Below are 13,310 nucleotides of genomic sequence, written 5' to 3' on the forward strand. Positions count from 1 at the left end.
CCTGTCACAGTTTTCGGCCCGGACGAACCGGGCCGAAATCACGTCACGCGGTGCGGGACAATTGCGCGATGGCGGAGAGAACCTTCTCCTTGCGCGCGAGATATTCCTCGCGCTTCTCGCGCTCGGCCTCGACCACCTCCTCGGGCGCCCGCGCGACAAACGAAGCATTGGAAAGCTTGGCGTCGATGCGCGCGACTTCCTGGTCGAGCTTGCCGTCTTCCTTGCGCAGGCGGGTCAGCTCCTCGGCGAGATCGACGATGCCGGCGAGCGGCAGGGCCGCCACTTCTCCGCGCACCACCATCTGCACCGACTCGCCGGGCATGGCATCGGCGAGCGTGATGTCGGACAGCCGCGCCAACCGGCGGATGGCATCGTCCCACACCTTCGCGCGCAATTGGGTGGCGGCCGAGGCTTCCACCAGCACCAGCGGCACCTGGGCGCCGGCGGGCACGTTCATTTCGGCGCGCACGGAGCGCACCTCGGTGATGAGATCCACCGCCCAGCCCACCTCGGCCTCCGCATCGGGCGCTTCAAGGCCGGAGAGGTCGGGCCAGGGGGCAAGGGCGAGGAGCCCCGCGCGCGCCGGGCCCTGCTCGCCGGTGCGGGCCCACAATTCCTCGGTCAGGAACGGCATGAAGGGGTGCAGCAGCTTCAGCGCCACATCGAGCACGAAGGCCGTGGTGGCGCGCGTCTCGCTCTTGGCCGCGCCGTCGGGACCGGAGAGCACGGGCTTCGCCAGTTCCAGGTGCCAGTCGCAGAACACGTTCCAGATGAAGCGATAGACCGCGCCGGCGGCATCGTTGAAGCGATAGGCGGCGAGCGCGGTCTCAAGCTCGGCCGTCGCGCGGGCGGCTTCGCCCATGATCCAGCGGTTGAGCGTGCCGTCCACCTTAGCGGGGTCGAACCCCTCCACCCGCTCGCAGCCGTTCATCTGGGCAAAGCGCACCGCGTTCCAGAGCTTGGTCGCGAAATTGCGGTAGCCCTCCACGCGCGAGGTGGCGAGCTTGATGTCGCGCCCCTGGGCCGCCATGGCGGCGAGCGTGAAGCGCAGGGCATCGGCGCCATATTGGTCGATGAGGTCCAGCGGGTCGATCACATTGCCCTTGGACTTCGACATCTTCGCCCCCTTTTCGTCGCGGACGAGGGCGTGGATGTAGATGTCCTTGAACGGCACGTCGGGCATGAAATGCAGGCCCATCATCATCATCCGGGCGACCCAGAAGAAGATGATGTCGAAGCCGGTCACCAGAACCGAGGTCGGGTAGAATTTGGCGAGCTCCGGCGTCTCGTCCGGCCAGCCCATGGTGGAGAAGGGCCAGAGCGCGGAGGAGAACCAGGTGTCGAGCACGTCCTCGTCGCGGGTGAGGAAGGCGGCGCGCTTCTCGGCATCGTCGATCAGCGCCTGCGCCTCATCGCCGGTGAGGTTTTCCGCGCCGACATTGTGGGCGAGCGCAGCCTCGAACGCCTGGTCCTCGTCCAGCTCGACGAACACATTACCGAACGGGTCGTACCAGGCCGGGATCTGATGGCCCCACCAGAGCTGGCGCGAGACGCACCAGGGCTGGATATTCTCCAGCCATTCGAAATAGGTCTTTTCCCAATTCTTCGGCACGAAGCCGGTGCGCCCCTCGCGCACGGCCGCAAGCGCCGGCTGGGCCAGCGTCTTGGCGTCCACATACCATTGGTCGGTGAGCCAGGGCTCGATCACCACGCCCGAGCGGTCGCCGTGCGGCACCACATGGGGATGCGGCTCGATCTTCTCCAGCAGATCCAGATTGGTCAGCAACTCGACGATCTGCTTGCGGGCGACGAAGCGATCAGTGCCGTTCAGCAGGGTGAGCACGCCGCCGAAATCGGGATCGTCCACATAAGCGTCGCGGCGGGCGGCGAAGTCATCCTGTATGCCCGACACGTCGATGCGCGCCTCGGCGTCCAGGATGTTGATCATTGGAAGATGATGCCGGCGCCCCACCTCGAAATCGTTGAAATCGTGCGCCGGGGTGATCTTCACCGCGCCCGAGCCCTTCTCGGGATCGGAATATTCATCCGCCACGATGGGAATGCGCCGGCCCACCAGCGGCAGGATGACGAACTTGCCGACCAGATCGGCATAGCGCTCATCCTCGGGATGCACCGCGACCGCTGTATCGCCCAGCATGGTTTCCGGGCGCGTGGTGGCGACCACGATGAAGCGGCCGTCCTCGCCCTCCACCGGATAGCGCAGGTGCCAGAGATTGCCCTTCATCTCGACCGGCTGGACCTCGAGGTCCGAGATCGCCGTGACGAGCTTGGGGTCCCAGTTGACGAGCCGCTTGTCCTTGTAGATCAGGCCCGCGCGATGCAGCTCCACGAACACCTTCAGCACGGCACGGGAGAGGCCCTCGTCCATGGTGAAGCGCTCGCGCGACCAGTCGCAGGAGGCGCCGAGGCGCTTCAGCTGGTTGACGATGGTGCCGCCGGATTCTTCTTTCCAGGCCCACACGCGTTCGATGAAGGCGGCGCGGCCCATCTCGCGGCGGCTCGGTTCCTGGCGCTGGGCCAATTGGCGTTCCACCACCATCTGGGTGGCGATGCCGGCATGATCGGTGCCCGGCTGCCAGAGCACATCCTTGCCGCGCATACGCTCATAGCGCGCCAGCACGTCCTGGAGCGTGTTGTTGAGCGCATGGCCCATGTGCAGCGAGCCGGTGACGTTCGGCGGCGGGATGACAATGGAAAAGCCGGGCGCATCCTTGCGCTCGGGCCGCCCGCACCGGAACGCCTGCGCCTCTTCCCAGGCGGCCGAGATGCGTGCTTCCACGGCGGCGGGATCGAACACTTTTTCCAGCATGCGCAAAGCTCCACGGGCGCGCCGCGCCCGGCATCGTGATCTTGAGACGTGCGCCTTAAAGCCGTACGGCGGCCCCGCCGTCAACGGGGCCGCCGCACAAGGGGCAATTACGGGCTTGCGAAACGGTCAGCGCGCGGTGCGCGACACCCGCTCGATTTCCGCGCGGACCAGCCGTTCGACGATGTCGGGAAGATGGGCGTCCAGCCATTCCTTCAGCATCGGCCGGAGGATCTCCTTCACCAGATCCTCGACCGTGCGCTCATGCGCCGGCAGCACCATGTCGCCCAGCGATTCGAACGCGGCGGCCACCACCGCATCGACGGAGGGCGACAGAAGATCCTTGCGGCGCGGGGCATCGCCGAACGGGCGGGCTGCCGATTCCGAAGCGCGCGGCGCGACCGGACGGGTTGCGCCGTCGCCACGGGGGGCGGCGGGTTGCGCCGGCTGAGTGTGGGGCGTGCGAATGGGGGCGCCACCTGAAGCGGGATAATCGGCCATGTCCTCATCCTCGCGATACGGTGTGGCGGCTCCGGCGTCCATCTCATCCCACCCGCCGGCCGCATCGTCATAGCGATCAAGGCCGGGCGCGAACGGGTCCGCGAACGGGTCGGCCTCCGGGAGATGGCGCGTCGCGCTCTCGCGGCCGGTGGCCGCGTCTCGCGGCAGCTGGGGACGGGCCACCGCCGGACGCGCATCCTCCGCGCCATAGCCATTCTGGCGGGGCATGTCCGGCCTGGAGGCGTCCGGCCGTGCGAAATCCTGCCGGTTGGGCTCCTGGCGGAAGGGCTCCTGTCTGGCGCTCTCTTGCCGCGCCGAATCTTGCCGGCCTCCGTCCTGACGCAGCGGATCGGGGCGCGCAGATTCGGGGCGGGAAGCCTCCCCGCGACGGGGCGGCTCCGGGCGGGCCGAGGGTGCGAAGCGCGTGTCGTCGCCCAGCCCGCGACGGGGCGGGATGTCCTTTGCGGGCGGAGCGGCCTCGCGCCGGGTGGGGGAATCGTCGTCCGAGATGATCCGGCGGATGGAGGCCAGGATCTCGTCCATGGAGGGTTCTTGCGGCTTCGGGTTTGCGGACATGTCTCGACCTCGGCCGAAGACGTCCTTCAAACCGCGCGCAACGCTACGATTAATCAGGGACGCCAGAATCGCACCTATCTTTCAGCATGGCATCACGACGCGCCCCGGCGATCAAGCCCGCCGGCGCATCCGGCTCATTTTCCGTCGGGTGTGCGCAGCCCGAACCAGCTGTCACGCACCTGCTGATAGTGCACCTTCGGGTCGTAGACCGGAACCTTTAGCCCCATCGACACCGCATCCAGCTTGCCGATCACCGACACCAGCGAATAAGCCGCCACCACCCGGTCGCGCTGGGCGATCACCAGGGCCGACTTGGAATTGGTCAGGTCGGTCTGCGCATTCAGCACGTCGGTGGTGGTGCGCTGGCCGACGCGCCATTCCTCGCGCACGCCTTCGAGGGCGAGCGTATTGGCGGCGACCTGAGACTGCGCCGCCTCGATCTGCGCCTTGGCCGCTTCGAGCGCGCCCCAATATTGGACGCCCTGGGTGCGGACCGCGTCGCGGTTCACATCCACCTCGATGCGGGCCTGGGAGAGATATTCCTTGGCCTGGCGGATGGCGGAATATTCCGCGCCGCCCTGATAGATCGGAACCGACAGGTTGAGCGTCACCGCCGCACCGAAGGCCGAATCCACCGACTGGCTCTGGTCGTAGGATTGCAGCACCTGCCCCTGCACGTTGAGATTCGGCGCAAGACCGCCTTCCGCCATGCGAACCCTGAAGTTCGCTGCGTCCACGGCGAATTGCGAGGCCAGGATCGCCGGATTCCGCGTCAGTCCGGCGCCGATCACCCCGTCGAGCTTGGCCGGCAGGCGGCGTTCCACGGCGGTGGTGGGCGGCACCAGCTTGCCCGGCTCCACGCCGATCACCTGATGATAGACCGCGCGATAGGAGGAGAGGTTCGCAATCGCCTGCGCCACCTGATATTGCGCGCTGGCAACGCGCGCCTCGGCCTGCGCCACGTCGGTGCGGGTCACTTCGCCCACGTTGAAGCGGTCGCGGGTCGCGCGCAGTTCCTGGTTCAGGGCGGCGAGATTCTGCTGCTGCAATTCCAGAAGCGCGATGCCCTGGATCACATCCATGAACGCGGTCACGCCGTTCAGCAATACGCTCTGCTCGGTGTTGCGCAGCAGCTCGCGCTGGCCCTTCACCTGCGATTCGGCATTGCGGGTCGTGTTGGCGGTGAGAAAGCCGTTGAAGATCGTCTGGGTCACAGTGAGGTTGGCGGAGCGCGGCACGAGGGTGCCCGTGGTGCTCAGGCCGGCCGACTTGGAACGGGCATATTCGCTGCCGGCGCTCACGCCGGCCGAGATGTTGGGCCGATAGCCGGACAAGGCCTGCGGCACGTTTTCGTCGATGGCCCGCGTCCCGGCACGCTGCGAATTCAAGGTCGGGTTGTTGATGTAAGCGGCAGCCAGAGCGGCTTCGAGCGTTTGAGCGGACGCACTGGCAGACCACGCCGTCGCGCCAAGGGCGGAGGCGGCGGCCAGCACTAGGATGCGTCGGCGAACATGTGTCGCAAGCGACATGAATATCTCCCCGACCAACGCGAGGCCGCACGACAAAGAGTGCGGCGCCTGACGCGCGGAACTTAAGCTGACCTTAACTGCCTGTCCGGTCGGAGGGAACCGACCGGTTCGATACCTCGGCGCTTTTCCGCACAACCGCGGCAGAAGCGCCACAGGTGGATCAAAAAGTGAAGCGCGGCGGGGCTTCGAAGCCGGCCAGCAGGGGCACCGCGGCGTTGAATACGACGCGCTCACTCATCGCGCCGTTCACCTTGGTGAACACGGCCGCGCGGCCGGCGCCGCCACGACCCACCACGGTCACGAGTCGGCCACCTTCCTTCAGCTGGGCGAACAGCGCCTCCGGCACGACTTCGACCGATCCGTTGATGAAGATCACGTCGTAAGGAGCCTCGGGCGCCCAACCGGCGGTCAGCGGACCCTGGAAGGCGGCGACGTTGGCAACCGAGAGGTCGGCGAGAATCGCGGTTGATTCGGCGATCAGCTCGGCATCGTCGTCGAGTGCGACCACCTGCCCCGCCAGCCGTCCGAGGATCGCCGCCGAATATCCGGTGCCGACGGCGATATCGAGCACCAGGTCGTCCGGCTGCACGTCGGCGAGCTGGAGCAGCTTGGCCAGAACCATCGGCTCCACCAGATAGCGCGCGGGCGAACCGGCGCGGGCCGGGCGGATGACCAGATCGTCGTCGATATAGGCGAGGGACTTCAGATCCGAGGGCACGAAGCGCTCACGCGGGATCTCCAGCATTGCGCTGACGATCCGCGGATCGGTCACATCATTGGCGCGGACCTGGCCGTCCACCATGCCGCGACGCAATTCGGCGAAATCGATCATGTCTGGCCCTCCGACCGCAGCCGTGACGGTTTAACCCTCACCTGCAAGAGCCACAGACCTGCCACTTTTGCAAGTCGCCGGAACGCGAGCTTAGCGGCTCGCGTTCCGGCATCCGGCGGTGTTTCAGCGCCTCAAGTGCCGGTGCCTTACTTGGCTGCCGTGTCGGCAATGCCGGCGATCGTGATCTGGCGGAAGATCACGTGATCGCCCACCTTGATCTTCTTGAACTCGTCCCGGCCCTCGGGAATCTGAACCGCGACTTCGTTGCCGCCCGGCCCCTTGACCGTGACGGTGCGGGTGTCGAGGGCGACGGCGGTGACGGTCGCGGCGATTTCGCGGCGGTCGGTGACGATCGCGGCGGGCCGCGCGCCGGCGGGGGCGCCGTCCAGCGTCTTCACGTCAACGGGAATCGGCGTGCCGTCGTTGGGATGCACGACCTGGATCTCGGTCACCTGCTCCATGCCCGCGGTGACGATGTCGCCCACCTTGATCTGCGGGAAGTTCTGCATCTCCTCGCCGGCCTTCAGCGCGACCCAGTTCCCTTCCGGACCCACGAGGGTGATCATGCGGGTCTTGGCATCCACGGCGGACACCTTGGCCGAGATCGTCGTCTTCACCACGAAGGCGACGGTGAGAATCGGATCGGCGGCAAGGGCGAGCGTCGGCAGCAGCGCAAGCGCGCCGGCGGTGAGGAGTTTGCGCATGGTCATGGGCCTGGTCTCCCGAAGTGTCCGTCTTCCTGCGAGACGGAGCCGGGTTGGCTTGCCGCATGGTCAGGTCTCGCGCAAGCGCCAAGCCTGAGCTTTGTCGTCGCGCCCCCGGCCGCTCTCCGACACGCCGCCGGCGAGCCCCGCGCGACGGCGGCGCGGACCCACGTGGGGGATCGCGCAAGAGGGCATGAAAGGAGGCTACCCACAGGCCCCCTTGCCCCCAGCGGCCGACTGCTTTAGTTAGCGCCGCTACGAGGCCACGTGGCGGAGTGGTTACGCAGCGGACTGCAAATCCGTGCACCCCGGTTCGATTCCGGGCGTGGCCTCCAGTTTCGTGCGCGGCACTTTCCCTTTTGCGATGCCCATCTCGCCCGGATGCACGAAACTGAACCGCCGCTTGAGTGGCGAAGCATGGGCGTGGCACGCGGTTGGTGCCCGGAGATCTTGATGAGCATTTCGCCGCTGAAGCGCCTCGGCGCCTATATGCAAAAAGATGAGACCATGCGGCTCATCCATCGCCTCTTCATCTCCGACGGCCGCCGTCACTGGAAAGGATACGCGACAGCGTTCTCCTTCATGGGGCTGATGGCCGCTTCCACCGGCGCCATGGCCTATCTCATGAAGTCCGCGGTGGATTCGATCTTCGTCCACCCCACCGCCGAAGCGGTCTGGGCGGTGGCGATCGCCATGATGCTGCTCTCCATGGTCAAGGGCATTTCCGCCTATGCCCAGTCGGTCACCATGGCCAAGGTCGGCAACCGAATCGTCGCCGACAACCAGAAGCGGATCTTCAATCGCCTCCTCGACCAGGACGTGACCTATTATGCCGCGCGCCACACCGCCGACATCACCATGCGTTTTTCCATCGGCGCGAACTCGGCCCGCGACGCGCTGAACCTCGTCATCACCTCCATCGGCCGCGACATGCTCTCGCTGATCGCCTTGGTGACAGTCGCGATCCTCCAGGACCCGTTCCTCGCCATCGTCGCCTTGGTGGTGATGCCGATCGCGGTGATGGGCACGCGCAAGCTGGTGAAGAAGGCCAAGAACATCTTCAAGCGCGAGTTCGCCAGCGGCATCAAGCTCAACACCACCGCCATGGAATTCATCCAGGGCGTGCGCACGGTGAAGGCCTATACGCTGGAAACCATCATGCGCGGCCGGGTCTACAGCTATGTGGACGATGTGGAGCGCGCCTCCAACAATCTGATGAAGACCCAGGCCAAGTCGAGCCCGCTCATGGAGACGCTCGGCGGCTTCGCCATCGCGGGCGTGATTCTCTATGCCGGCTACAACGTGGTGGTGCTGAACAAGACGCCCGGCGAATTCTTCTCGGTGCTCACCGCGCTGCTGCTGGCCTATGAGCCCGCGAAGCGTCTCGCGCGCTTCAATGTGGAACTGGCCGGCATGATGGTCGGCACCAACATGCTGTTCGAGATCCTCGACACCCCCGGCGCCGAGCAGGAGCCGGCGGACATGCCGCTGCTTCCCGTCGGTCCGGGCCGGGTGGATTTCAAGGATGTGGAATTCGCCTATCGCCCCGGCGAACCGGTGCTGCGCGGCATCTCGCTGACGGCCGAGCCCGGCCAGACCACCGCCCTCGTGGGCACGTCCGGCGGCGGCAAGAGCACCATCATCAGCCTGATCGAGCGATTCTATACGCCCACTTCCGGCGTCGTCACCATCGACGGGCAGGACGTGACGCAGTTCAAGCGCACCTCGGTGCGCGCCGCCTCCGCTCTCGTCAGCCAGGACGTCTATCTGTTCTCCGGCACGGTGAAGGAGAATATCGGCTTCGGCCGTCCGGACGCCAGCGAGGACGAGATCATCGCGGCGGCCAAGGCGGCCCACGCCCATGACTTCATCATGGGCTTCGAGCACGGCTACGACACCCAGGTGGGCGAGCACGGCGCCCAGCTCTCCGGCGGCCAGCGCCAGCGCATCGCCATCTCCCGCGCCTTCCTCAAGGATGCCCCCATCCTGCTGCTGGACGAGGCCACGGCCGCGCTCGACAGCGAATCCGAGGCGGAAGTCCAAAAGGCGCTGGTGACCCTGCAAAGCCGGCGCACCACCATCGTCATCGCCCACCGCCTCCAGACCGTGGTGCGCGCCGACAAGATCTGCGTGGTCGACGGCGGCCATGTGGTGGAAAGCGGCCGGCACGACGAGCTGATGGCCAAGCGCGGGCGCTATTACAGCTTCTATCAGATGCAGTTCGCCCACGAGAACGAGCACAAGGGTGAGCACAAAGGCGAACAGAACGGCGCGCTCCAGGACACCGCCGGCCAGGCGCCGACTTTGCTCTCGGCCTGACGCCTTTAAAAACAAAGGCTTGGGGGAGATACCCCCAGGCTTTTCACAAGCCCCGCGCAATTATCGCGGTTTATGTCTTCACAAGCCGGCACACGGTTGCTATATCGCCGGCCTCGCAAGTGAGCACCTGATCCCCGGTAGCTCAGTGGTAGAGCAACCGGCTGTTAACCGGTTGGTCGCTGGTTCGAATCCGGCCCGGGGAGCCAGTTCTTGAAAAATGGCCGTCCAATTGGGCGGCCTTTTCGTTTCTGGAGCGGCGGCGCCCGGCGAGATCGCTCATCCCGCGCCGAACACCGACCAGCGCATGGCCTTCGCCAAATGCTCCAGCGCGATCGAGCCGAGCACCGAATTGCCGAACCGGTCGAGCCCCGGCGACCAGACCGCGATCGAGGCCTTGCCCGGCGCCACCGCCAGGATGCCGCCGCCCACCCCGCTCTTGCCCGGCAGGCCGACGCGGAAGGCGAAATCGCCCGAGCCGTCATAATGGCCGCAGGTCAGCATCAGGGCCGCGATGCGGCGGGCGCGCTCGGACGTGACGACCGAGCGCCCGGTGGTGGGAATCTTGCCGCCGAAGGCGATGTAGCGGCCCGCCATGGCCAATTGCCGGGCCGTCATGGTGATCGCGCAATGGTGGAAATAGACCCCGAGCGCGTGGTCCACCGGATGCTCCAGAACCTTGAACGCGCGCATGTAATTGGCGAGCGCGGTGTTGAGGAAGCCGGTCTGCTTCTCCGAGCGGGCGACATTCTCGTCGATGGCCACATCCTCGTCGTCGGCGACGAAGCGGATGAAGCGCAGGATCGAGCCGAGCGCCTCGCGCGGCTGATGGCCGGAGAGCAGCACGTCGGTCACGGCGATCGCGCCGGCATTGATGAAGGGATTGCGTGGCTTGCCCTTCTCATATTCCAGCTGGACGATGGAATTGAACGCATTGCCGGAGGGCTCGCGGCCGACGCGGTTCCACAGGTTGTCGCCCAGCTGCCCCAGCGCCAGGGTGAGGGTGAACACCTTCGATATGCTCTGGATCGAAAAGGCGGTCTCGAAATCCCCCGCGCAGATCATCTCGCCATCGGCCGTGGTCACGGCGATGGCGAATTGGTCGAGCGGCACCTTGGCGAGTTCGGGAATATAGCTCGCCACCGCTCCCCGATCAGTGCGCTGCGCCATGTCGGCGGCGATGTCCGCCACCACCTGCCTCAAATCCGGCTTGAAATCCGACACCCCGGTCCTCCCCTTGCACGCATGTCGACTATAACTCTCGCAGGCGCGAAGGGTAGCCGGCCGCAATGCGGCAGCTATGCTGCGCACCCGCTTTTCTCCCGTTCGGTGCGTCATGCCGCCTTCCCCTGCCCTGGTCTGGTTCCGCGACGATCTGCGGCTCGCCGACAATCCCGCCCTCACCCATGCTGCGCGCGACGGGCGGCCGGTGGCGGCGCTTTATGTGCTGGATGAAGCCTCGCCCGGCGTGCGGCCGCTCGGCGGGGCGGCGCGCTGGTGGCTGGCCCAGTCTCTGAAAGCACTGATGCGCGACCTCGGCGCGCACGGCATTCCCCTGATCCTGCGCCGGGGACGGGCGGGCGAGATCGTCCCGGCGCTGGCGCGGGCGCTCGGGGCCGGGCTCCTCACCTTCAACAGCCGGCCGGGCGCGGCCGAGCGCATGGTCGACGAGCAGGTCGCGGCGGCGCTTCGGGCGGAGGGCGGCGAGGTGCGCCTGTTCAACGCCCATGTGCTGCACGAATTGGGATCGGTGCGCACGGCGGCCGGCACCTTGCCGCGCACCTTTTCCGCCTTTCACCGGGCCGCCCTGAAGGATTGGACCCCGCGCCCGCCCCTGCCCCTTCCCCCGCGCCTGGAAGCCGCCCGCCACACAGAGGCAAGCGAGGACCTCGCCGCCTGGGCGCTCGAACCCTCCCGCCCCGATTGGGCGCAGGGCTTGCGCGCCACATGGCGGGCCGGAGAAGCCGCCGCGCGGGAGCGGCTGCACGCATTCCTGTCCGCCGGCCTGCGCGGCTATGCGGATCTGCGCGACCGGCCGGACCGCGAACACGTCTCGCGCCTGTCGCCGCATCTGCGCTGGGGCGAGATTTCTCCCCGGCAGGTGGCCCATGTCGCGCAGCATGCGGTGGAGGCGGAGGGGCTCGCCCCGCGCGACGGCGAGAAATTCCTGGCCGAACTCTATTGGCGCGAGTTCAACCATCACATCCTCAACGCGGCGCCGGACCTCGCGACGCGCAACCTGAACCCTGCCTTCGACGCCTTTCCCTGGCGGGACGCGCCCGAGGAATGCGCGGCATGGCAGAGCGGCCGCACCGGCTATCCCATCGTGGATGCCGCCATGCGGCAGCTCTGGCAGACGGGATGGATGCACAACCGCACGCGCATGGTGGTAGCTTCGTTCCTCGCCAAGCATTTGCTGGTGGACTGGCGCGCGGGCGAGCGCTGGTTCTGGGACACGCTGGTGGATGCGGACGCCGCGAGCAATCCCGGCAATTGGCAATGGGTCGCCGGCAGCGGCGTCGATGCCGCGCCTTATTTCCGCATCTTCAATCCGGTGTTGCAGGGCGAGAAATTCGATCCCGACGGGGCCTATGTGCGCGCCTACGTGCCCGAACTGGCGCGCCTGCCGCCGGCGCTGATTCACAAGCCCTGGACCGGCGATGCCACCGCTTTGTCGCGCGCCGGCGTGCGGCTCGGCGGCGATTATCCCCGCCCGATCATGGACCATGCGCTGGCGCGCGCACGGGCGCTGGAGGCGTTCCAGCAGATCAAGGCGCGATGAGCGCCCCGGCGCCGCGCCGCAGGGCCAAGCTATGGCGCGGCCGCAGGCTTCCCGCTACACCGGACGCGCTGGCGACTCAGAACCGAGACGGCCGCGCCCCGGCCGCGCCGGCGGGAATGTTTCGGCGAGGATCAAGCGATGCGGGAAACCCTCTATTCCTTGCAGATCCTGCGCTTTCTCGCGGCGGCTTTGGTCATGCTGTCCCAGGTCGAGCACAGCCTTTCCGGCTTTCGCGAGCGCTATGGGGCGGAGGTGCTCATCTTCGGGATTTCGGGCGATCTCGGGGTGCGCATCTTCTTCGTCATCAGCGGCTTCATCATGGTCTATATCGCCCATGATGCCTTCGCGCAGCCGGGCGCGCCGGGCCGGTTCCTGGCGGCGCGCATCGTGCGGGTGGTGCCGCTCTATTGGCTGCTGACGACGCTGCAAATCCTCGTCTTCCTGCTGCTCGCGCGCCTCGGCGACCCCTCCGGCGCCGCGCTCCTCTCTGTACCTGAAGTGGTGAAGAGCTATTTCTTCATCCCTTACTTCAATCTCTACGCGCAACACCGGCCGATCCTGTCCCAGGGCTGGACGCTGAACTATGAGATGTTCTTCTATCTCGCCTTCGCCGCCAGCCTGTTCCTGCGGCGCACCTTGGGCCTGCTCGTGCTGGTCGCCGCGCTGCTCGGCCTGACGGTGGCGGGCACGCTGGACTGGCAGCAGGACGTCATGCGCGCCTGGACCCATCCGATCCTGCTGGAATTCGTCATCGGCATCGCGCTCGCCCTGGTGAAACTGCACCTGATGCGCGACGGGCGCGGCGTGCTGGCGTTTCGCCATGCCATTCCCGCCTGCCTGGCGCTGATTGTCGCGGTCACGGCCTTTCCCTTGGCGGTGCCAGCGGCGCATACGCTGGTGGCGATGCTTACCGTGGGGCTATGCGTGCTGTGCGTGGATGCCAATCCCGCGCGGCCGGCGGTGGGGATTATGGTGGTGCTGGGAAATGCCTCCTACAGCCTCTATCTCAGCCACAGCTTCATATTTCTGTTCGTCGATCCGCTGTGGCGCAAGCTGTTGGGCGGGCACTATCTCGGGTTCTATTTCCTGTTGGTCACCAGCACGGCGCTGGCGCTCGGCTATTTGACCTATCGCTGCATCGAGCTGCCTATGAACGGGTTCCTGCGCAGCGCGCTCCTGCGCCGGAGCCCGCGCCCCGCCCCGGTGCCGCGATGACAGCCGCAAGCCGCGCCGGTTGCCGGTG

At 66.8% G+C, this 13,310-nt stretch carries 9 protein-coding genes and 2 tRNA genes; 5 read left to right on the forward strand and 6 right to left on the reverse strand.

What is annotated here, in order from left to right; translation table 11 throughout:
- Positions 1 to 43: 43 nt before the first annotated feature.
- The 5 genes from V5G24_RS12485 to V5G24_RS12505 form a co-directional block, all read right to left on the reverse strand.
- Positions 44 to 2,830 carry a valine--tRNA ligase gene (locus tag V5G24_RS12485; protein WP_394082238.1) on the reverse strand — a complete coding sequence of 929 codons (2,787 nt, stop codon included), beginning with the start codon at positions 2,828 to 2,830 and terminating at the stop codon, positions 44 to 46.
- A 126-nt stretch (positions 2,831 to 2,956) separates the two neighbouring features.
- On the reverse strand, positions 2,957 to 3,904 hold the full coding sequence (locus V5G24_RS12490; RefSeq protein WP_394082236.1) for a DUF2497 domain-containing protein: 948 nt from the start codon (positions 3,902 to 3,904) through the stop codon (positions 2,957 to 2,959).
- Positions 3,905 to 4,038: 134 nt separating this feature from the next.
- Entirely contained in the window at positions 4,039 to 5,433 is a 1,395-nt protein-coding gene (locus tag V5G24_RS12495; RefSeq protein WP_394082234.1) for a TolC family outer membrane protein, read from the reverse strand.
- A 160-nt stretch (positions 5,434 to 5,593) separates the two neighbouring features.
- On the reverse strand, positions 5,594 to 6,265 hold the full coding sequence (locus tag V5G24_RS12500; RefSeq protein WP_394082232.1) for a protein-L-isoaspartate O-methyltransferase family protein: 672 nt from the start codon (positions 6,263 to 6,265) through the stop codon (positions 5,594 to 5,596).
- Positions 6,266 to 6,411: 146 nt separating this feature from the next.
- On the reverse strand, positions 6,412 to 6,975 hold the full coding sequence (locus V5G24_RS12505; RefSeq protein WP_394082230.1) for a hypothetical protein: 564 nt from the start codon (positions 6,973 to 6,975) through the stop codon (positions 6,412 to 6,414).
- A 255-nt stretch (positions 6,976 to 7,230) separates the two neighbouring features.
- On the opposite strand from V5G24_RS12505, the gene V5G24_RS12510 reads away from it, so the two are divergent.
- From V5G24_RS12510 to V5G24_RS12520, 3 genes are all read left to right on the forward strand, one after another.
- Positions 7,231 to 7,304, forward strand: a tRNA-Cys gene (locus V5G24_RS12510).
- Between the two features lie 118 nt (positions 7,305 to 7,422).
- The gene (locus V5G24_RS12515) at positions 7,423 to 9,288 is read left to right on the forward strand and encodes an ABC transporter ATP-binding protein (protein ID WP_394082229.1); all 1,866 of its coding nucleotides are present in this window, start codon (positions 7,423 to 7,425) and stop codon (positions 9,286 to 9,288) included.
- Between the two features lie 131 nt (positions 9,289 to 9,419).
- Positions 9,420 to 9,494: transfer RNA gene (locus V5G24_RS12520), tRNA-Asn, on the forward strand.
- Between the two features lie 70 nt (positions 9,495 to 9,564).
- On the opposite strand, the gene V5G24_RS12525 is transcribed toward V5G24_RS12520, so the two are convergent.
- Positions 9,565 to 10,455 carry a glutaminase gene (locus V5G24_RS12525; RefSeq protein ID WP_394083062.1) on the reverse strand — a complete coding sequence of 297 codons (891 nt, stop codon included), beginning with the start codon at positions 10,453 to 10,455 and terminating at the stop codon, positions 9,565 to 9,567.
- Between the two features lie 166 nt (positions 10,456 to 10,621).
- Here V5G24_RS12525 and V5G24_RS12530 point away from each other — a divergent pair, with 166 nt between their 5' ends.
- A complete protein-coding gene (locus V5G24_RS12530) occupies positions 10,622 to 12,067 on the forward strand; it encodes a cryptochrome/photolyase family protein (RefSeq protein WP_394082227.1) in 1,446 nt (481 codons plus the stop codon).
- 138 nt (positions 12,068 to 12,205) lie between these two features.
- Entirely contained in the window at positions 12,206 to 13,282 is a 1,077-nt protein-coding gene (locus V5G24_RS12535; RefSeq protein WP_394082225.1) for an acyltransferase family protein, read from the forward strand.
- The last annotated feature ends 28 nt before the right edge of the window (positions 13,283 to 13,310 follow it).

It is taken from the genome of Roseixanthobacter finlandensis (assembly GCF_043195105.2).
Classification (GTDB): Bacteria; Pseudomonadota; Alphaproteobacteria; order Rhizobiales; family Xanthobacteraceae; genus NCEH01.

What these genes read in the sequence shown, in the direction of transcription:
- V5G24_RS12485 (WP_394082238.1), bottom strand. Translation starts at nt 2,830, where the DNA reads ATGCTGGAAAAAGTGTTCGATCCCGCCGCCGTGGAAGCACGCATCTCG.
- V5G24_RS12490 (WP_394082236.1), bottom strand. Translation starts at nt 3,904, where the DNA reads ATGTCCGCAAACCCGAAGCCGCAAGAACCCTCCATGGACGAGATCCTG.
- V5G24_RS12495 (WP_394082234.1), bottom strand. Translation starts at nt 5,433, where the DNA reads ATGTCGCTTGCGACACATGTTCGCCGACGCATCCTAGTGCTGGCCGCC.
- V5G24_RS12500 (WP_394082232.1), bottom strand. Translation starts at nt 6,265, where the DNA reads ATGATCGATTTCGCCGAATTGCGTCGCGGCATGGTGGACGGCCAGGTC.
- V5G24_RS12505 (WP_394082230.1), bottom strand. Translation starts at nt 6,975, where the DNA reads ATGACCATGCGCAAACTCCTCACCGCCGGCGCGCTTGCGCTGCTGCCG.
- V5G24_RS12515 (WP_394082229.1), top strand. Translation starts at nt 7,423, where the DNA reads ATGAGCATTTCGCCGCTGAAGCGCCTCGGCGCCTATATGCAAAAAGAT.
- V5G24_RS12525 (WP_394083062.1), bottom strand. Translation starts at nt 10,455, where the DNA reads ATGGCGCAGCGCACTGATCGGGGAGCGGTGGCGAGCTATATTCCCGAA.
- V5G24_RS12530 (WP_394082227.1), top strand. Translation starts at nt 10,622, where the DNA reads ATGCCGCCTTCCCCTGCCCTGGTCTGGTTCCGCGACGATCTGCGGCTC.
- V5G24_RS12535 (WP_394082225.1), top strand. Translation starts at nt 12,206, where the DNA reads ATGCGGGAAACCCTCTATTCCTTGCAGATCCTGCGCTTTCTCGCGGCG.